Annotated in this window: 18 protein-coding genes; 16 read left to right on the top strand and 2 right to left on the bottom strand. The window is 41.8% G+C overall.

Translation table 11 applies throughout. The features are described from left to right. Positions 1-18: 18 nt before the first annotated feature. From CD03_RS0108610 to rsmH, 10 genes are all read left to right on the top strand, one after another. On the top strand, positions 19-957 hold the full coding sequence (locus CD03_RS0108610) for an ABC transporter permease (protein WP_242849069.1): 939 nt from the start codon (positions 19-21) through the stop codon (positions 955-957). Then, complete coding sequence (locus CD03_RS32945) at positions 947-1,951, top strand: ABC transporter permease (protein ID WP_044289252.1); 1,005 nt, start codon at positions 947-949, stop codon at positions 1,949-1,951. Before CD03_RS0108610 ends, CD03_RS32945 begins: the two co-directional genes overlap by 11 nt. Next, positions 1,908-2,897, top strand: a complete 990-nt coding sequence (locus CD03_RS0108620; RefSeq protein WP_027293296.1) for an ABC transporter ATP-binding protein — start codon at positions 1,908-1,910, stop codon at positions 2,895-2,897. The genes CD03_RS32945 and CD03_RS0108620 overlap by 44 nt, the downstream gene beginning before the upstream one ends. Beyond that, positions 2,897-3,859 (top strand): ABC transporter ATP-binding protein, encoded by a 963-nt coding sequence (locus CD03_RS0108625; RefSeq protein WP_027293297.1) that lies wholly within the window; start codon positions 2,897-2,899, stop codon positions 3,857-3,859. The genes CD03_RS0108620 and CD03_RS0108625 overlap by 1 nt, the downstream gene beginning before the upstream one ends. A 14-nt stretch (positions 3,860-3,873) precedes the next feature. Further along, positions 3,874-5,454 carry a GGDEF domain-containing protein gene (locus CD03_RS0108630; protein ID WP_027293298.1) on the top strand — a complete coding sequence of 527 codons (1,581 nt, stop codon included), beginning with the start codon at positions 3,874-3,876 and terminating at the stop codon, positions 5,452-5,454. Next, positions 5,451-7,052 (top strand): GGDEF domain-containing protein, encoded by a 1,602-nt coding sequence (locus CD03_RS0108635; RefSeq protein WP_027293299.1) that lies wholly within the window; start codon positions 5,451-5,453, stop codon positions 7,050-7,052. Before CD03_RS0108630 ends, CD03_RS0108635 begins: the two co-directional genes overlap by 4 nt. 81 nt (positions 7,053-7,133) lie before the next feature. Next, positions 7,134-7,709, top strand: a complete 576-nt coding sequence (locus tag CD03_RS0108640; protein WP_027293300.1) for a DUF305 domain-containing protein — start codon at positions 7,134-7,136, stop codon at positions 7,707-7,709. Between the two features lie 210 nt (positions 7,710-7,919). Then, complete coding sequence (locus CD03_RS0108645) at positions 7,920-8,357, top strand: hypothetical protein (RefSeq protein ID WP_027293301.1); 438 nt, start codon at positions 7,920-7,922, stop codon at positions 8,355-8,357. 136 nt (positions 8,358-8,493) lie between these two features. Next, a complete protein-coding gene (locus tag CD03_RS0108650; RefSeq protein WP_027293302.1) occupies positions 8,494-9,483 on the top strand; it encodes a diguanylate cyclase domain-containing protein in 990 nt (329 codons plus the stop codon). Between the two features lie 101 nt (positions 9,484-9,584). Then, positions 9,585-10,634 (top strand): 16S rRNA (cytosine(1402)-N(4))-methyltransferase RsmH, encoded by a 1,050-nt coding sequence (gene rsmH, locus CD03_RS0108655; protein WP_027293303.1) that lies wholly within the window; start codon positions 9,585-9,587, stop codon positions 10,632-10,634. A 32-nt stretch (positions 10,635-10,666) separates the two neighbouring features. On the opposite strand, the gene CD03_RS0108660 is transcribed toward rsmH, so the two are convergent. Then, positions 10,667-11,554, bottom strand: a complete 888-nt coding sequence (locus tag CD03_RS0108660; RefSeq protein WP_027293304.1) for a patatin-like phospholipase family protein — start codon at positions 11,552-11,554, stop codon at positions 10,667-10,669. Between the two features lie 80 nt (positions 11,555-11,634). Here CD03_RS0108660 and CD03_RS0108665 point away from each other — a divergent pair, with 80 nt between their 5' ends. Next, positions 11,635-12,441: an MBL fold metallo-hydrolase gene (locus CD03_RS0108665; RefSeq protein ID WP_027293305.1), complete on the top strand. Its 807-nt coding sequence runs from the start codon at positions 11,635-11,637 to the stop codon at positions 12,439-12,441. A gap of 35 nt (positions 12,442-12,476) precedes the next feature. Continuing rightward, positions 12,477-12,647 (top strand): CDP-alcohol phosphatidyltransferase family protein, encoded by a 171-nt coding sequence (locus CD03_RS37760; RefSeq protein WP_156042832.1) that lies wholly within the window; start codon positions 12,477-12,479, stop codon positions 12,645-12,647. A 95-nt stretch (positions 12,648-12,742) separates the two neighbouring features. Here the strand turns inward: CD03_RS37760 and CD03_RS0108675 are convergent, their stop codons facing one another. Next, positions 12,743-13,561: a polysaccharide deacetylase family protein gene (locus CD03_RS0108675; RefSeq protein ID WP_027293306.1), complete on the bottom strand. Its 819-nt coding sequence runs from the start codon at positions 13,559-13,561 to the stop codon at positions 12,743-12,745. Positions 13,562-13,950: 389 nt separating this feature from the next. Between CD03_RS0108675 and CD03_RS0108685 the strand changes: the two genes are divergently transcribed. The 4 genes from CD03_RS0108685 (at position 13,951) to CD03_RS0108705 (ending at position 19,004) form a co-directional block, all read left to right on the top strand. Next, complete coding sequence (locus CD03_RS0108685; protein WP_027293307.1) at positions 13,951-15,366, top strand: CHAD domain-containing protein; 1,416 nt, start codon at positions 13,951-13,953, stop codon at positions 15,364-15,366. A 130-nt stretch (positions 15,367-15,496) separates the two neighbouring features. Further along, a complete protein-coding gene (locus tag CD03_RS0108690) occupies positions 15,497-16,138 on the top strand; it encodes a GNAT family N-acetyltransferase (protein ID WP_044289253.1) in 642 nt (213 codons plus the stop codon). Between the two features lie 135 nt (positions 16,139-16,273). Beyond that, positions 16,274-16,396 carry a hypothetical protein gene (locus CD03_RS38835; RefSeq protein WP_255348070.1) on the top strand — a complete coding sequence of 41 codons (123 nt, stop codon included), beginning with the start codon at positions 16,274-16,276 and terminating at the stop codon, positions 16,394-16,396. Between the two features lie 1,198 nt (positions 16,397-17,594). Next, positions 17,595-19,004: an ABC transporter substrate-binding protein gene (locus tag CD03_RS0108705; RefSeq protein WP_027293310.1), complete on the top strand. Its 1,410-nt coding sequence runs from the start codon at positions 17,595-17,597 to the stop codon at positions 19,002-19,004. Positions 19,005-19,017: the final 13 nt, after the last annotated feature.

Genomic DNA, 19,017 nt, shown 5'->3' on the forward strand with positions numbered 1-19,017 from the left:
CGCTTTCAAGCTCAATATGTGGTAAAAAGGATCATATATGCTTTTTTTACAGTACTGGTATTGACAACCATAACATTTTTATTAATGCATATGCTTCCCGGGAATCCGTTCTCGGGAAATAAAGCAATCAGACCGGCTATCCAGGCCGCCCTTACGGCAAAGTACGGGCTGGACAAGCCGGTCTTTGAACAATATTTTATTTATATTGGGAATGTATGCAGGGGAGACCTTGGCAGTTCTCTTGTAAGCGGCAGACAGGTCACCGATATTATCGGCGGTGCATTTCCGGTGTCCCTGGAACTTGGAATCCGTTCCCTGATCTTTGCGGTTCTGATTGGCTTATTACTGGGGATCATGGCAGCGGTTAAACGAGGGAAAGCCTGGGATACCGGAATTATGATCATAGCATTACTGGGTGTGTCGGTCCCTTCTTTTATTTTGGGAGCTCTACTGCAATATTTTCTTGGGGTTAAGCTGTATCAGATTACCGGTATGCATGTATTCGACATCATTGGGTGGAAAGGAGAAAGCAGTAAGTTACTGCCCTCTTTTTCGCTGGCATTTGGTACGATTGCAATTATCAGCCGGCTTATGCGTTCCAGTATGCTGGAAGTACTGGAAAAGGATTATATTACGACAGCAAGAATGAAAGGGCTTAGTAAAAAGCAAATTATTTTCAGCCATTGCCTCCGAAATGCTGTTATGCCTGTAATAACAGTACTTGGTCCCATGACCGCGGTATTGCTTACTGGAACTTTTGCGGTTGAAAATGTTTTTGCAATCCCGGGACTTGGAAAGTATTTTGTCGATTCTGTTCGGGCAAATGATTATCCGGTTATTGTGGGTACAACTTTATTTTTTGGTATTTTCCTGGTACTTTGTAATTTGGTTGTAGATGTCATTCATAGTCTCGTAGATCCGAGAATCAGGCTGGGAGGTGTTGAAATTGAAGGATGAAAATGGCAAGATACCGGCTGAGTATTTTGAGCGGGTAGCGAAGAATGAACCGAAGCAGAAAGAGAATGCCATACATACTGTTCCAAGCTATGGTAAGGAAACATTTCAGCTTTTCCTGAGCAGCCCGTCAACTGGTTTTTTTCTGATTCTCCTTCTGGCAATGATCCTGGGAGCGGTGCTGATTCCTTTTCTGAGTCCGTTTGATTATGCGGCACAGAATGTCGCTTTTGCGAATCAGTCATTTTTCAGCAGAGATCCGGTCAATGGATTGATTCATATATTTGGTACAGACCATTTAGGACGTGATATATTCGTAAGGCTCTGGTATGGTGCAAGAATTTCGCTGACTGTGGCAGGTGCCGTGGCATTGATTGACTGTGTTGTGGGGGTTACATACGGCAGTATCTCGGGATATATGGGAGGAGCAGCTGACAATATAATGATGCGTCTTCTGGAGGTAGTTAGCGGTATACCTTATATGGTAATTGTCCTGCTTTTGATGGCAGTTCTGCCAAGAGGAATCGGTTCCTTGATTATTGCGTATTCCCTTGTTGGATGGACAGGTATGGCTAGACTTGTAAGAGGTCAGGTGTTATCGCTGAAAAATCAGGAATTTGTGGTGGCAGCAAAAATAATGGGAGCCAGTGCAGGACGGATTATTTTTATACATCTGCTCCTAAATATGTTTGGAATTATTATTGTTAATGCTACTCTGGATATACCTGGGATTATTTTTACCGAAGCGTTTTTATCTATGCTCGGAATGGGAGTTGCACCGCCTTATCCCTCTCTGGGGGTCATGGCAAATGAAGGCATCGGTGTGTTTCAGACATATCCGATGCAGTTAGCAGTGCCTGGAATATACATCTGTCTGCTTATGCTGGCGTTCAATCTTCTGGGTGACAGATTACAGGATATTCTGGATCCTAAGATAAGGAGACATATTACACATGGACGAAGTGCTGAAAATAAAAGAGCTGAGAGTGTCATTTAAACAGCGTTATGGGAATCTGGATGCTGTACGGGGGGTATCTTTGTCGGTTAGAAAAGGAGAAATTCTGGCGCTGGTAGGAGAAAGCGGATGTGGAAAGAGTGTGACAGCAAAATCTGTTTTAAAACTCAATGATGTATCAGGGGGGGATATGACAGCAGAAGAGCTCTGGCTTGGTGGAAGAGATATTCTTGCTGCTTCTGAGAGAGAGATGCTTGAAATACGAGGGAAGCTGGCAGGCATGATTTTTCAGGATCCGCTTACATATCTGAATCCAACCATGAAGGTTGGAAAACAGGTGACAGAAACTCTGCGCAGACATGGAAAAAAAACGTCTGCTGAGTGTAAGTCAGAAGCGGTTCGGCTGCTGGAAATGGTACAGATACCGGAAGCATCCCTGCGTGCAGAGCAGTATCCACATCAGTTTTCAGGAGGAATGCGTCAGAGAGCCATGATTGCCATGGCTTTGGCATGCAGTCCGGTATTGCTGATTGCAGATGAACCAACAACGGCACTTGATCCCACCATTCAAATGCAGATTCTGGCTCTACTGAAAAAAATGCAGACAGAGCTGCATACGTCTGTATTAATGATAACCCATGATCTGAGCGTCGTAGCAAATGTTGCGGATAAAGTTGCGGTTATGTATGCAGGTAAAATTGTGGAGGAAAGTGATGTTGGAAGGTTGTTTGAAAAACCGGCACATCCCTATACACGCGGCCTAATTGAGAGTTTGCCAAACCTGGAAAAGGATAAGGAACTCCGTGCAATTAATGGAGCCCCGCCGGATCTTGACAAGCTGCCGCAAGGGTGTTCCTTTGCGCCGCGCTGTGAAGCTTGTATGAAGATTTGTCATCTGGCGGATCCGCCTGAAATTGAAATAGAGGATGGACACAGGACATCTTGCTGGCTTTATCACCGGGATAACCCAGAAGGAGGATATTCATAATGGAACCATTACTTCAGTTAGAACATGTCTCCAAGGGCTTTACGATAAATGACAAACGAAGAGTTCAGGCGCTGCAGGATGTGAATCTGAAGATTAATAAAGGGGAAACACTGGGTATTGTTGGAGAATCAGGCTGTGGTAAATCTACACTTGCCAGAGTCATAATGGGTGTTTATCCAAAGGTAGAAGGAAACCTGTACTTCCATGGAGAAAAACTTGATTTAAAGCGGAGAAAACACCGGCTTGCATTTGCAAACAAAGTTCAGATGGTCTTTCAGGATCCATATTCGTCCCTGAATCCCCGGATGACGGTGGGAGATATTGTTGCTGAAAACCTGGTCATTCAGAACAGATTAACGAAAAAAGAGAGAGAAAACAGGGTCTTTGAACTTCTGGAATCAGTGGGGCTGCAGACAGCTCATGCCGGACGCTTTCCCAATGAATTTTCCGGCGGACAGAGACAGCGTATCGGAATTGCACGTGCATTGGCATTGGAGCCTGAGCTGCTGATATGCGATGAACCGATTGCCGCATTAGATGTGTCTATTCAGAGCCAGATTATGAATCTGCTGAAACGTTTGGGCAAAGAGATCGGATTAACCTATGTTTTTATTGCTCATGATATGAATATGGTACATTATATATCTGACCGCGTGGCTGTTATGTATCTGGGACACATAATGGAGATTGGAAGAACAAAAGAAATATATAGAACCCCGCAGCATCCTTATACCAGACTTTTGCTGGAGTCGGTATTGACAGTAGATTCCCGGGAGCAGATCATAAGCGGCAAGCGCACGGAGGCAGATGATATGTCTTTAGCTGCCGGGTCAATCAAAGGGTGTCCCTTTGCAGGGCGCTGTAAGCGGACAAAGGAACGTTGTATGAATGAAAAACCTGCATTAAAGGAGATCTCCGGCGGCCATCTGGCTGCTTGTCACTATACAGAACAAAATCACTAAAAGAGGCCAATTGAATGACAGAATATTTAAATCACGGCATGAGAAAGATCATGTCCCGAATTTTGGAAATTCGTTATACGGATTTGGAAGAAGAAAAGAGGCTGTGCCAGGAACTTCTGGACTGGTCAGAAAAATGTAATGATTCCTATGGTAAAGCATTTGCACTGACATACCTGGGGGATTACTATATTGCGGTTTATGATGAAGAGAATGCAGGAAAGTGCCTGCAGGGAGCGCAAAGTCTGATCCTGGAAAATCATAACTGGGACGATCTTCATCTGCGGGTATATAGTCTGTTCGGGATCTATCATGATATGCGTGGTGATGAAGAAAACTCCATAGAATATTACCTGAAAGCAATTACAGTGGCAGAGCGGCTGAATGATGCGGCAGGAGAATGTGTGGTATTGAACAACCTGGCATTTGCATTTCAGCGTCATCGATGTTATGAACAGGCACTGAATTATTATTTGAAAGCATATCGGCTGCAGTCAGTATTAGAGGAAAGCCCGGTCTTACTCTCAATACTGGGCAATCTGTCTGAGGTGTTTTTACTTATGAATCAATATGCGGATGCCAGAAAATTTATTGAAGAGTATGATCAGACAGGATCGGATTCCCGGCAGAAGAAGGTACTGGGATATAAGAATTGGTGCCTCTACTATGCTGCGGTAGGTGAAAATGAAAAAGCATTTGAATATGCAGACTTTTTACTCCGGAGCCAGGAAGTTATAAATGAAGACATGCTGTCGGCATTCGAGACTTATCACACCCTGACACAAAAAATGATGGATTTGAATAATGCCCATTATGCAAAACATTTTCTAAAGGCTATGCAGGTTAACTGCGTTGAAGCTGGAGTGGATCAGATGCAGGCTCTTGAGGAAACAACGATCCGCTATGAGTTTTTGTTCGAGCCGGTTTCAAAACACACAGAGGTATATCACAGGTTTTATGAGAAAAATGAGGGATTTCGGGCGAAGGTAAATAATGTGATTGTAAATGCTATGAAATCAAAGATTCATCTGGACCAATTGGTACAGCAGAAGGAAATTATGCAGTCGGAACAGGAAACCTTAGAGCGGGAAGTGAATGTGGATGAATTAACGGGTGTATATAGCCGCAGGTATTTAGAATCCTTGATGCGGGACCGAACCAGTGAAAATGTCCGGCAAAACATGGGGATTATTATTCTGGACGTAGATTATTTTAAAGAATATAATGATTATTACGGACATTTAAAAGGAGATCTCGTTCTCCAGGATATTGCCCGCTGCCTTATAGAAAACAGACAAACCGGAATTTCTTCATGCCGCTATGGGGGAGATGAATTTGTATGTGTTTGTGAAGGATTAGCGGTGGAGGAGATAGAAAATTTTATTAAATGTGTCAGGGACAGCCTGCATTCTAAGGCTCTGCCACATGATAAGTCTCCCTGCAGCAATGAAGTGACCCTTTCTATTGGCTATGCGGCAGGTGAAGACAAAGCGCAGGTAGAAATGCATTTATTGTTTCAGCTTGCAGACCAGGCGCTCTATCAGAGTAAGCGCTCCGGCCGCAACACATATTCCAGAAAAAGAGTAGATTTATTATGAGCAGAAAAAAGAAATTAGATTCTTATGAAACGAAATTGATGGAGAGAATTCTGGAGGTTCGATTTACGGATCTGGAAGAAGAACGGCAGCTTTGTAAAAGGTTACTGGATGTGTCAGAAGCGGAGCAGTACACCTATGGCTGTGCGTTTGCAAATGTATATTTAGTGGACTGCCACCTGGCATTGGGAGAGTATTCCAGCTGTGGTTTTTTTCTCCTGCGGGCAAGTACATTATGCAAAGATTATGGTTTTGATGACTTGATGCTGGTGCTGTGTAACTGCGCCGGGCTCTATTATCAGAAGCTGAATGATGACCAGACGGCGCTGTCTTACTTTTTAGACGGTAAGAAACTGGCAGATAAGCTGGGAGATATCAGTATGGCAGGAAAGCTGTATAATAATATCGGATATTCCTTTGCCTGCAGAGAAGACTGGGAAACAGCCAGGACATATTTTGAATTGGCATATACGAACATTGAGCACAATCTGGAGGAGGAGAATATTGGGGCTGCGGTCTGTTATCTGACTAATTTAGCGGAAGTATGCGGACATCTGGGAGATGCTGACGGTGCCAGACAGGCTCTTGTAAAATGTGAAAAACTGTGTGATGACAGTGTGTATAGCCGTATCCGGTTAGGGTGCAGCTGGTGTGCTTACTATGCTATGACAGGAGACCGGGAGAAATGTGCTGAGAAAGCTGACAGATTAATGGGAGACGACTTACTGAATGTGGAAGACCAGTTTTTTGTCTGTGATATGGCAGAAGGTATGTGTGCAAACATGCTGGAAATTGGTGACAGGGAACGCTGTAAGAAATTGCTGGATATTATACAGAAATTCGAATATGATGTATCGCTGTCATTATTGTATCGCATTCAGATCCTTAAAATAAAATATTACCAGCAGTACCAGGAAGAAGATGAGCTGGGACAGGCATATCAGGATTATTATATAATTGTCAGGAAGATTACAGCGATTGAAGATGAGATGCGTTCACAAAGTATGCTTTCAAGGATTCAGATCCATCAGGCAGCGATGGAGCATGAACATATGATTCAGCAAAGAAAGGCGCTGGAAAATGCCAGTCAGCTTGATGAACTAACCGGATTGTATAACCGGAGGTCGTTTAATAAACTGGTAACTAAGATGACACACAGAGAGAATCTGAAGACCCTGGGTTATATCATGCTGGATGTGGATTATTTTAAACAGTATAATGACTACTATGGTCATTTCCAGGGAGATGTGGTTTTACGTAAAGTAGCCCAGATTTTGTCCCATAATGTTATGGAAGGAATCTATATCAGCCGTTACGGAGGAGATGAATTCGTCTGTCTGTGTGTAAATATGGATGATCAGGAAGTAAAAGCGTATATTGAACAGGTAACTGAAGGGCTAAAACAGGAGAAGATTCATCATGAGAAACATCCAGGTTCTGATATCCTGACGGTATCGATCGGATACTGTAATGAGACTTTCTGCGACGGAATAGATCCTGATGAACTGCTGAATCTGGCGGATCAGGCACTATATACAGTGAAAGCCCATGGAAGAAACGGCTGTGCCGGAAAGAAATACCAACTTGATAAGAATGATTAATGATAAGGCAGGAAAGTTAAGAAGAAATTAATCTGGCACCAACTTTAACCAGCCTGCATATAATGGCAGGAGGGTGAAATTATGACCAATACATGCCAGTTAAGTAATAATACAAAAGCTTATGTAGAACAATATCACTGCATTTTAGAAAATATGATTCAGAAGATGTCTGGGGTGAAACTTACGGAGAGCATTTCAGGCAGTTTCATAACCCAGATGATTCCCCATCACTGTGCCGCCATTGCCATGTCTGAAAATCTGCTGAGGTATACAACGAATATTCCATTACAAAACATAGCAATGAATATTATCGTATCCCAGCAGAAAAGCATTGAAAATATGAAAGCGGTATATCCGGAATGTCAATGCTGTATGAATGAACCGGAAGAACTCAGCTGTTATAAACAAAACAATGATTACATCATACAGAATATGTTTTATGAGATGAAGGCAGCGTCCACCGACAATAATATTGACGCTAATTTTATGCGTGAAATGATACCGCACCACAAAGGGGCTGTCTACATGTCAGAGAATGCACTGCAATTCCCTATTTGCTCTTCATTGGTACCCTTATTGGATGCCATCGTTACATCCCAAAAAGAGGGGATCAGGAAAATGCAGAATCTGCTCCGCCTGGAAATAAATTGTAGATAAAATAAAAAGGATTTTGCCGGAAAGTGAGAACGATCCGGCAAAATCTTTTTTGTAAAGCAAGATTAAAAGATTCTGTTATAGCAGCAAAAGAAGCCTAATATTTTGATAGACGGTTTTTTGAAAATATAGTAAACTAAATTCAAAAAGAGATCGGAGAAAAGTGAAAATGATCTGATAAAAAGTACAATGTGAAGAAAGGAAAATAGAATTATGTGTAAGGAATGTTACAGTGATAACAACAGAATAACTCCTTTACTGAATCCTATGGAGTGCCTGCAAAATCATACACAATATATCTGTGGAACTTGCGGACGCTGCATTTGCATTGAGCATGATGAAAAAAGAGGTGTGCAAAGGTGGAATTTTCCATTCAAATCTTTAGAGATAGCAAAGTTATATTTAAGAACGGCTGATTATACAATGAAAAAGTCCTGTGGAGTTTATGAAATAAAAAGCAGTAAAGGGCGCATATCATATAAAATATTTGTAGATATAGAAGGTCTGCATTTGTTTTTGAGGAAAAATAAAGATAAAATATGTGAAAAAATGGCTCCGGTTTACAGTGCTGGAGCATATAGGGAATATCCGGATACCAAGGTAAGAAAATTAACATTGCAAGAGATAGAAAGATATATGTTTGAGCGTTAAATTGAATCTGGCTGACTGCTCCACTTTGTGGAGCTTTTTTAATTGTATCTTTTTGTAAAATCAGGAAAGGAAGTCGACACATAACAATCCATATGTTATCATAATAATAATGCAAGCAAGCGAAACGGAGGTATCCATGAGGAAGGAAGATATATGCAGCAGGGCAAGTCTATTGATACAACAGTTGATGGAGAGTTATATTTCCGGGGATCAGATGAAGATTGAAAAGATGTTTGAATATCTTTCCCCTGATATACTGGTGATTGGAACGGGGAAACACGAGTTTTATCATGGGCTGGAATCTTTGATCAACGGTCTGCAAAAGGATCAGAAAGAAGCAGAAGGGATTGACTTTATCATCAGAAATGAATGGTATGAGGCAAAACTGGTCAGTGAGGATGTCTGTATTGTATATGGAGAATTTGAAGCTGGTGAATCGGATGTTGAGGGAAAACAGGTGGTTATCAATATGGATACCAGGATTACCGCTGTTGTACACGCTGAGATTAACGGAAGATTAGTAATTGACAGCCTGCATCATTCAGTTCCTTATATTTATCAGCAAGAAGATGAGTATTATCCCAAAACATTTGCGAGTCAGGCAGAAGAAGCCATGCGGCGCAGCGCGGTGCTGGAAAAAGATATTCAGCTGGATTCGATGACAGGACTCTTTAACCGGAAATTTACAGAAAAGCATATCAGTCGTCTGCTGACGGAAGAGAAGGCAGATGGATTGCTGTTTTTGCTTGATTTAGATGAATTTAAAAAAGTGAATGACCAAAAAGGGCATCAGGCGGGGGATGCGCTTATTAAGCGCACAGCGGCTGTTCTCGAGAAACATGCAGGAGATTCTGATATCGCAGGCAGGATTGGCGGAGATGAGTTCATGCTGTTTGTTAAGGGGGTTCACAGCAGAAATGAAGGAACTCAGATTGCAGATCAACTGATTGAAAAGATCGGCATAATCTTTACCGGGATGGATTTGGAACAGAGCTGTTCCATAGGTATTGTCAGAGTTAGAAAAGGCGATTTGTCATTCACAAAAGCATATCATAATGCGGATAAAGCATTATATAAAGCAAAAGAAGAAGGCAGGGGAACTTACTGCTGGTATGAGACCGAATGACAGAATAAATGATTAAAATACAATCTTATTTATAAAGAAAATGAAATATAGTGATACACCAGAAGGTGATGCGTTTGATATAAATGAAAGAGAGGCATACAATGGATAACCAGGAACAAAAACATAAACGTCGAGTAAGATATAAAGGGACTCATCCTAAAACATATAAGGAAAAATATAAAGAACTTCAACCGGAAAAATATCCGGAAACGGTGGCAAAGGTAATACAAAAAGGAAGTACCCCCGTGGGGATGCATATTTCCATTTGTGTAAAGGAAATATTGGATTTTCTGCAGATAAAGCCGGGTCAGACCGGTCTGGATGCAACACTGGGATATGGGGGACATACACTGGAAATGATGAAATGTCTGAAATCCCAGGGTCATATGTATGCACTGGATGTAGATCCGATAGAAATAGTTAAGACCAGGGAGCGACTGGAAGGTTTGGGATTTGGATCGGATATATTGACAATTCTGCAGTTGAATTTTGCGGATATCGACCAGGTTGCCGGGAAAGCGGGAGCTTTTGATTTTGTATTGGCGGATTTAGGAGTCTCTTCCATGCAGATAGATAATCCGGACAGAGGATTTTCTTATAAAAAAGAGGGACCATTAGATCTGAGGTTAAATCCGGAAAAAGGAATATCTGCAGCTGAACGCTTAAGAACAATTAGCAAGGAAGAACTGATGGGTATGCTGATTGATAATTCAGATGAACCTTATGCTGAAGAGATTTCTCATGGGATTATTTCTGAGATTAAGAAAGGAAAAGAGATCTCTACAACAACAAAACTCCAGCAAATTATAGGAGATGCACTGGAGTTTGTTCCTGCTGATCAACGAAAAGAAGCAATTAAGAAATCTTGTCAAAGGACTTTTCAGGCATTGAGAATTGATGTGAACAGCGAATTTGAAGTACTTTATCAATTCTTGGAAAAGCTTCCGGATGTACTCGCAAAAGGCGGACGGGTAGCCATACTTACATTCCATTCCGGGGAGGACAGGCTTGTTAAAAAGTCCTTTAAACAACTGTTCCGCGATGGTGTTTACAGTGAAATTGCAACAGAAGTTATTCGCCCGTCAGCGGAAGAGTGTAACATAAACAGCCGAGCCCGTTCAACGAAAATGCGATGGGCAATTAAAGCGTAAGCGGTATAGGACTGCGGTTTTTCTATAGAATATCAAAGTCTTTTTATAGGATTTACAGGAGCTGACAGTACTTCTTTGATCCGGGGAATCATTTTTTTTGTATACTGATATCCGGCCTCCATGCAGTCTGTCATATATTCAAAGGTCAATAATCCTGCTTCATCAGGAAGAGAAGGCTTCAGGAGCAACAGCTCTTTTTGCGATAAACAATCCTTCAGATCTCTGCTCATAATGGAAAATGAATGCAGGGATACTTCAAAAATAGAGTTATTTGCTGGCTTCTTATAGTCATCGCCCAGATCTACGGCGATAATTCGTTTTTCATCGGCTGCCGCCAGTAAATCAACCGGAAGGTTATTAGTTACTCCGCCGTCTACCAGCTGATAGTTTTCCAGTTTTCTAGGCTGAAAGATGGCTGGAACAGAGGAACTTGCCATCATGATGTCACCAAGTTTACCTGTGTGTTTCCAACGGACATGCTCCAGGGGATAAGTCCAGGCGAAATTGGTAAAAACGATGGTATCTCCACTTTCAATATCAACTGCCGGAATTACTGTTTTTATTTGGGCATCTGATAATGAAATATTATGGGTAAGTTCACATAGATATTCAGCAAGTTTATTTCCCTTTAACAGCCCCGTGAGGGTTACTGTTTTTTTGCATATCATTTGAGGAAAAAGTTTCAGAATATTCGTATAGTCCGGATCAAGATAAGACAAACCGCGACGGGAGAGATGGGTGACAACCTTACACATCTCCGGGATACTCATTCCAGAGGCAAATAGACCGGTGACGATACTTCCGGCGCTGGTACCGGCAATGGAAGAAGGAAGAAGGTGTTCTTCATCCAGAGCTTTCAGCACGCCTACATGTGCCGCTCCTCTTGTGCCGCCTCCGGCCAATGCTAATCCATATTTCATGAAGCAACCTCCAATACCATGGTGTGGTATAATGTATGAGGGGGAAGACGAAAATATAACTGTCAGATGAGAGGAGAAAAATGAAATTAAAGGTTCTGGTTGATAATAATACTTATATTGATCAATATTATAAAGGCGAGCCTGCGGTTAGTTATTACATTGAGGATGGGGATCAATGCATTTTGTTCGATACAGGATATTCGGATGTATTGATAACAAATGCCAGGGCGATGGATATCGACTTAGGTAAATTGACGCATATTGTATTTTCTCATGGGCATAATGACCATACCAGAGGCTATAAGTTTTTGATGCAGCGGTATGTATTACCTGATGTTAAGATTCTTGCACATCCCGATTGTTTTAAGCCTAAGCGAGATGGTGCAGAAGACATCGGAGCACCTTTTTCAGAAGGGGAAATGAAAAAAAGCGGCAGTCTGATTTTATCAGAAAAACCAATCCGGTTAAATGAAAATCTGGTTTTTCTGGGTGAAATACCTTCTCTGAATGATTTTGAAAAAAGGGCCGAAATCGGAGAACAGAACAGCAATGGGGTATGGGAACCGGATCAGGTTCTGGATGATTCTGCACTTGTGTATCAGTCAGCGAATGGCCTGTTTGTGATTACCGGATGTTCACACAGCGGTATATGCAATATTATCGAGTATAGCAAACAGGTATGTAAGGAGAAGCGGATTCAGGGTATTCTGGGTGGATTTCATATATTTGACCGGGATGTGAGGTTAGAAAAAACGATCCGCTGCTTTCAGGAAAATCAAGTGGAAAATTTATATCCCTGCCACTGTGTTTCCTTTCAGGCGAAGGCGAAGATGAACGATGCACTTAATGTGACTGAGGTAGGAACAGGGTTAGAATTATCCTTATGATCTAGTTGAAAGGAAAGGTATGGTAAAAGGTGTGAATGATGAAGCCGCTTGGAACAGCATTTTGGATCGTGTATTTTATCTGTGGATTCAGTGATTTGGCTGACGGCTGGATTGCAAGAAGATACCAGGTGACCAGCAGGACTAATGGCGGCTGTTTCAGCAATAGAGGAACTGGCAATTCAGATAATAACAGAAAAATTAAATAGAAATATGCCTGGCATATGGGCATTATTATGGACGAAATAAAAACACCACTTTTTAATGAGCTTAGAAAAGCTATTAGAGAGTGGTGTATGTTTTATCATTGTGCCAATTGATCCAGAGATTTGAAAGTATAACCCATCTCTTCCCATTTGCTAAGAAGTTCATCCATAATATCAGCATTTGTTTTAGAAGTACTGTGAAGGAGGACAACGGCACCGGGATGGATTCTGCCAAGGAGTTTTTTGAAGGCTTCTTCCTTTGAAGGCTGCTTATCCTGATACCAGTCTACATAAGCAAGACTCCAGAAAAATGTTTTATATCCCATTTCCTGAGCCATTTTCAGGTTATTTTCACTGTATTTGCCCTGTGGCGGACGGTAGAATTTTGTGAGCGGCTGTCCAACGGTGTCCTGATAGAGCTTCTCAAGATCCTGTATTTCTTTTGAAAAGGATTCCATGGTAGACATTTTTGACATGTCAGGGTGATGATAGGTATGATTTCCGACGGTATGGCCTTCTGCTACCATACGTTTTACCAGGTCAGGGCTTGTTGAGAGAAAGTTACCCACAATAAAAAATGTCGCCGGAGCATTATGTTTTTTCAGAGCATCTAAAATAGCGGATGTATTCCCATTTTCATACCCTGCATCAAATGTCAGATACAGAACCTTTTCCGTGGTATCTTCTGCATAATAAGTATCGTATTTTTTCAGTTCATCAAAAGTAGCGTTTGCCACAGGCGGCTTACCCTCTTCCTGGAAACTAAGCCCCCAGTTGCCTTCCGCTGAGGACTGAATAGAGGTACTGACAGTACTGTCTACAATTCTGGCGGCAAAATGGCCGGCCAGAAATGCTGCCACGAATAGAAAAGCGTATTTAGCCAGTTTTTTACAAAGTGCGTGATTAATCTTTATCATATACATTCCCAAATTCTATTTATTTTATATATATTGGATAAATGGTAGAATCATGACTGTTTTGCATAAAAAGCCTTCTTTGCCTCTGTCAATGCCTGTCCCTGCTCTTTCCGTTAATAACTCATAAAAATGTTTCTTTATAGTGAGCTGTAAATAAACGTTCCGGGGAAACTTGTAAGTTCTTATCAGTAAAGGTTGATTTATAGGCTTAGGTAAGCTATGCTTTAGATACAGAGCAAATAATTTACGATAAGATTCCAAGGGAGCAGAGAGAAGTATGAAAGAGGAGATAAAGAAAATCATATTAGACTTAGGAGCGGATGTATGCGGTGCTGCGGATATGGAAAGAAGTATAGGGAAAAAACAAGCAAATTAGAAGGAGGATGCTTATGAAAAAAGCTGCGGTCAGTCAGGTACAAAATACAAGATATCTGCCACTCCCCAAGAAGGAGGTTCAGTACTGGAAAACAAGTGATTTATGTCGTCATTTTGGTATTCACTGCAGCCTGCAAAAAGAAGGAGCCAGGATAGCTGAGAAGCTGTTTCGGCGATTTGCCGTATTATATCAGCTGCCGCAGGATTATGGGAATGTGGCATCAAAGGCATATCTTCTTCAGGATATCCATAAAGGAGTTTTGGAAACAGCAAAAATTTCCCAGGCAGGTGATATAATTTTGACACATCCCCTGAAATCTCTGACGGAGGAGAAAAATCGGTTATTGGCAGCAACCATCAGCTGTGTTAATTCAGGGTCTCCTTTGGAAAAAGCCGTAAAATTCAGCATGAAAAGTGCAGGACTTAGTGTGGAGCAGGGCAGGAGCTTAAGGTTTCTGGCGGAAAGCGTTGTCCAGGCAAGGCAACAGGTTATGCAGCAGCAGGATAGCGGAAAAGGTGGTAAAAGAGAGTCCGGCCGCTATCCTTCCGATAATTTTTGTCAAAAGCTGTCGGAATATGTGGCAATACAGATACAGGAAATCACCAGACTAAGCAGTAATTCAAAGGATCTTTCGAAACCTGAAGTAATTCATGATATCAGAGTGGCATTTCGCAGGCTGCTTTCCCTGTCGGTAATATTCAGCGGATATATGAATGACAGATGGCAGCAGGAGTGCATTTTAAAGTTAAAGGAAAATCTCAAGATACTGGGCAGTCTTAGGGATCTTGACATTATGCAGGAAAAGTGTGTGTATTTTTTGAAAAAAAGTGGATATACCATAAAAGAAATTCCTGTTTTGTGGAAAATGATTGGCGAGACCAGAGACAGACGTTTAAGTGAGGTAAATCGGCATTGCAGTTCAATCGCATATGAAACATTCTTAAGGGATATGGAATCCTATTTAGAAACAGGTGTATGCCGGCCGGTTTTGAAAAAAGCAGCTAAAGTAATGATATTTCAGAACAGGCAGGTACTGGAAGTCAGCCTGTTGCAGTGTTATATGCAATTAAAAGCTTATGATGAATGGATCAACGGGCTGGTTGTTCCGGAACCGGTATTGCATCAGATGCGGATTGCTTTTAAAAATATGCGTTATGTACTTGACTTTTTCCGGGAAGAATCAGGAGAAAAAGGGGAAAAGCTGATGGAAAGCTGTACCTGGTTTCAAACTGTGATCGGAGACCTGCATGATGAAACGGTATTAATAGACCGCATGGAGCATCAGTTAAAAAATTTGAAAATGCAGGGAGCCGGAAAAAAAGAATTGAGAATCGTAAAAAGTTTCATAAATTTTTCACGGGAAGAAAGAATGGCATTATTGGCTGTATTCCGAAAGAGATGGAAGAAATTCGCCGGAGAGGGTCTGTGACTGAGAAATTCAGATGGATGCAGATTGATACAGCTGGCTGAAATAAATATCCGGACAGACAAGGGTATGGGCATTGCCGTATCGGAGAAAATAAGAGCAAGTTAAATAAATTACAGGAGAGAGTAGCAGAATGATTGAAAAATTTAACATAAGGCTTGAAAAGCCGGAGGATTACAGAACGGTGGAAGAGTTGACCCGGGAAGCATTTTGGAATGTCTATGTACCTGGTTGTACGGAACATTTTATGATTCATAATCTGAGGAACCATAAAGAATTTATCAAAGAGCTGGATCTGGTTGCAGAACTGGATGGTAAAATTGTGGGACATATAGCATACAGTCTGGGAGCTATTGTTACAGATGCAGGCGAGGCATTTGAGGTGGTATGCTTTGGACCGGTAAGTGTACATCCGGATTATAAAAAAAAGGGAATCGGTTCTGCTTTAATTCGCTATTCACTGGATAGGGCGAAGGAGTTAGGATACCAGGCAGTGTGTATATTCGGTGATCCCCGCTATTACAGCAGGTTCGGATTTCATTGTGCGGAAAAATATGAAGTTAAGACAGAAGATGGCAAATATGCAGTACCAATGCAGCTTCTGGAACTAATACCCGGAGTACTGAAGGGCATCGAAGGAAGATTTATAGAAAGCAGTGGATTTGAAGTAAATGAAGAGGAATTTGAAGCATTTGAGAATACCTTTCCGCCAAAAGAAAAAAAGGAGGAGGAATCCCAGATTGATTTCAGGGTTTTGGTAAACTTAAGATTCTAAAAATAAGATTGGATACTGCAGAAAAACAGCTGGGCACTTAGTGGTCCGGCTGTTTTTCTGCCTGAAAATTATAGCTTACACTTTCAGCTTAAATTTGGGTTTAGCTGAGGAATGACGCTTTGTAAATGATAGGTAGTGTACGGAAAGATGGGAGTGGGAAACTTGTATGGACTCCGTCAGCTGGCCGCAGAACTGGTATTTTCTAACCTTTCCGAAGCGCTTTTTGGCGGCACGCGGGTATTCACCGAGAAATCCTGATGCATTTCTCGGTTCAGTACCCGCTTAGTATCCGATGGGAGCCAGTCGAATACTATCCGCCAAAAAACACTCCGGAAAGGTAAGTAAATACTCAGCTCTGCTCTACGCTTCCTCCGTCCATACAAGTTTCCCACTCCCATCTTTCCGAGATTCATGTTACCGCCACAAAGCTGAATTTCTCAGCATGGTTGGACCCCTGGGCTGTGGCAGGCTGTTCTTTATTGGATGCAGCGTAGTATGTTTCGGCTATTTAAGCGTAAAAGGAGATGAAAGTTTGCTACTTTTTCTGGAATGAAGAAACAAATCACTGTGATAAGTTCAGTTGCTTTATGTTACTCGTTCTCAGCATGATAGATTCCCTGGGTGTAGATGGATGTTCTTTATTGGATGTAGAGCGGTATATTTTGACAATTTATGCATAATAGAAGATGAAAGTCTATTCCTTTTTCTGATTGCAGAATATAAAACAAATCCCGTTCTCAAGATCAGTTGCTTAACACCAATATTGTTCAGCATGCCACAACCCCAGGGTCCCACCACGCTGAGAAAACCAGCTTTGTATCAACGAATGCTATCTCGGAAAGAGAAGGGGGCGAGCCAGGATATTGATTTGGAAGGCGTATAGCAGAGCTGAGTATTTACTTACCTTCCCAGAGTGCTTTTTGGTGGATAGTATTCGACTGGCTCCCATCGGATACTAAGCGGGCAGTGAGCTGCGAAATGCATCAGGATTTCGCAGCGAATGCCCGCGTGCCGCCAAAAAGGGCTCTGGGAAGGTTAGAAAATGCCAGTTCTGCGGTAAGCCTTCCAAATCAATGTCCTGGCTCGCCCCCTTCTCTTTCCGTACACTACCTATCATTTACAAAGCGTCATTACTCATCTAAACCCAAATATAATAAACCAACAGAGAGCAGGTGCATACAAAGCTGATAACACAATCCTCAAATAAATAGTAAATTAAATTATTTTATAATAATCTAAAAAACACACTTGACAAAATTATGTACATTATATATAATTCAAATTGTAGAGCACACGTGTACGCAAAAAATGTTCACCAAAACGAGACTCGATTAAAACAATATCCGGGGGGACTATTGGTGATAACCACTAGAGCAATTTTTTAATATGCTCTAAGGAGACTGGTGCAAAATGAAGCAATGAACCAGCCAGTATTGATTCTATATGGAGGTAGAATATGAAAGCAAAAAAGTTTTGGAGTTTATTATTAGCAGCAAGTTTGACAGCAGGTGCATTAGCAGGATGCGGGGGAAGCACTTCTGGAAGTAAAGAAACAACATCTGAGAATGGGAAGGAAGTATCTGAAAATTCGAAGGCGGCAGGTGATGCTGAAAGTACCGGTGAAGAAAAAGGGACAGACACGCAAGCAGCTTCCGATGAGCAGTCATCCGACGGACAATCATCCGATGAGCAGTCTTCCGGTGAAGCAGTGACCCTGGACTTCTGGAATGTATTTACCGGCTCGGATGGAGACATTTTGAGAGAAATCGTGGACAACTATAATGCCGCGAATACAGATAACATTACGATTAACATGGATATCATGCCGAACGATACCCTTCAGCAGAAGCTGCCTGCAGCAATTGCCACCAATACAGCTCCGGATTTTGTTCTCTTCGGAATTGAAAATATTGCACCTTATGTGAGTAATGATTCCCTGGAGGATATCAGCGATTTTTGGGAAACAACAGGAGTGGACAAAACGAATTTCCTGGATAATGTGGTGGATCTTTCCTGCGTTGACGGAAAATTATACGGGGTGCCCATGCAGTATAACGTACAATACCTGTATTGGAATAAAGATATGTTTACAGCGGCCGGACTGGATCCGGAAACGCCGCCCGCAACTATGGAAGAATTAGCACAGTTTGCAGAAAAGCTTACGGACGAGTCCAAGAGACAATACGGACTGGCACTGCCTACCAATGTTACCTATATGCAATTCTTATGGGCAAATGGAGGAGATGCCGATGACCCGGATAAAAATGAAAACTTACTGGATTCAGAAGCAAATGTTAAAACTTTAGAATGGCTGCAGGATCTGGCTGTAAATAAAAAAGTAACTCCCATGAACCTTACGGGACCGGATGCAGATACAATGCTTCAGGCAGGACAGATCGCAATGTATATGAGCGGGCCATGGCAGATTAACGGTTTAAAAGAAGCAGGAATTAATTTCGGAATAGCACCTTGTGTATCCGGCAGTGCGGGAGCTTTTTCACCGGCAGGAGGATGCAGCTATATGATTCCCAAGGGAATTGATGATACGAAAAAGACAGCTGTTTATAAGTTCATGAAATATTGGCTGTCAGATGATACGTTAAAAGAATGGTCCCAGAGAAACGGTTTCCCGGTTTGGTCTAAATCACTGATGGAAGACCCGGAAATTAAAAATGATGAGGTATTGAACTCCATATCCAAGGCAACAGAGATAGGAAGATCCTATAATCTGGGTTATTCTTTAGCAAGCCAGATCGATAACGATGTCATGATCCCAATGTTTGAAAAGGTGATCACAGGAGCGGCAGCCCCGGATGCAGCATTAGGGGAAGCAGTTACGGCAATGGATAAAGTTCTGGGCAAATAAAAGTTACCGGAAG

Source organism: Robinsoniella sp. KNHs210, assembly GCF_000686105.1.
Classification (GTDB): domain Bacteria; phylum Bacillota; class Clostridia; order Lachnospirales; family Lachnospiraceae; genus Robinsoniella; species Robinsoniella peoriensis.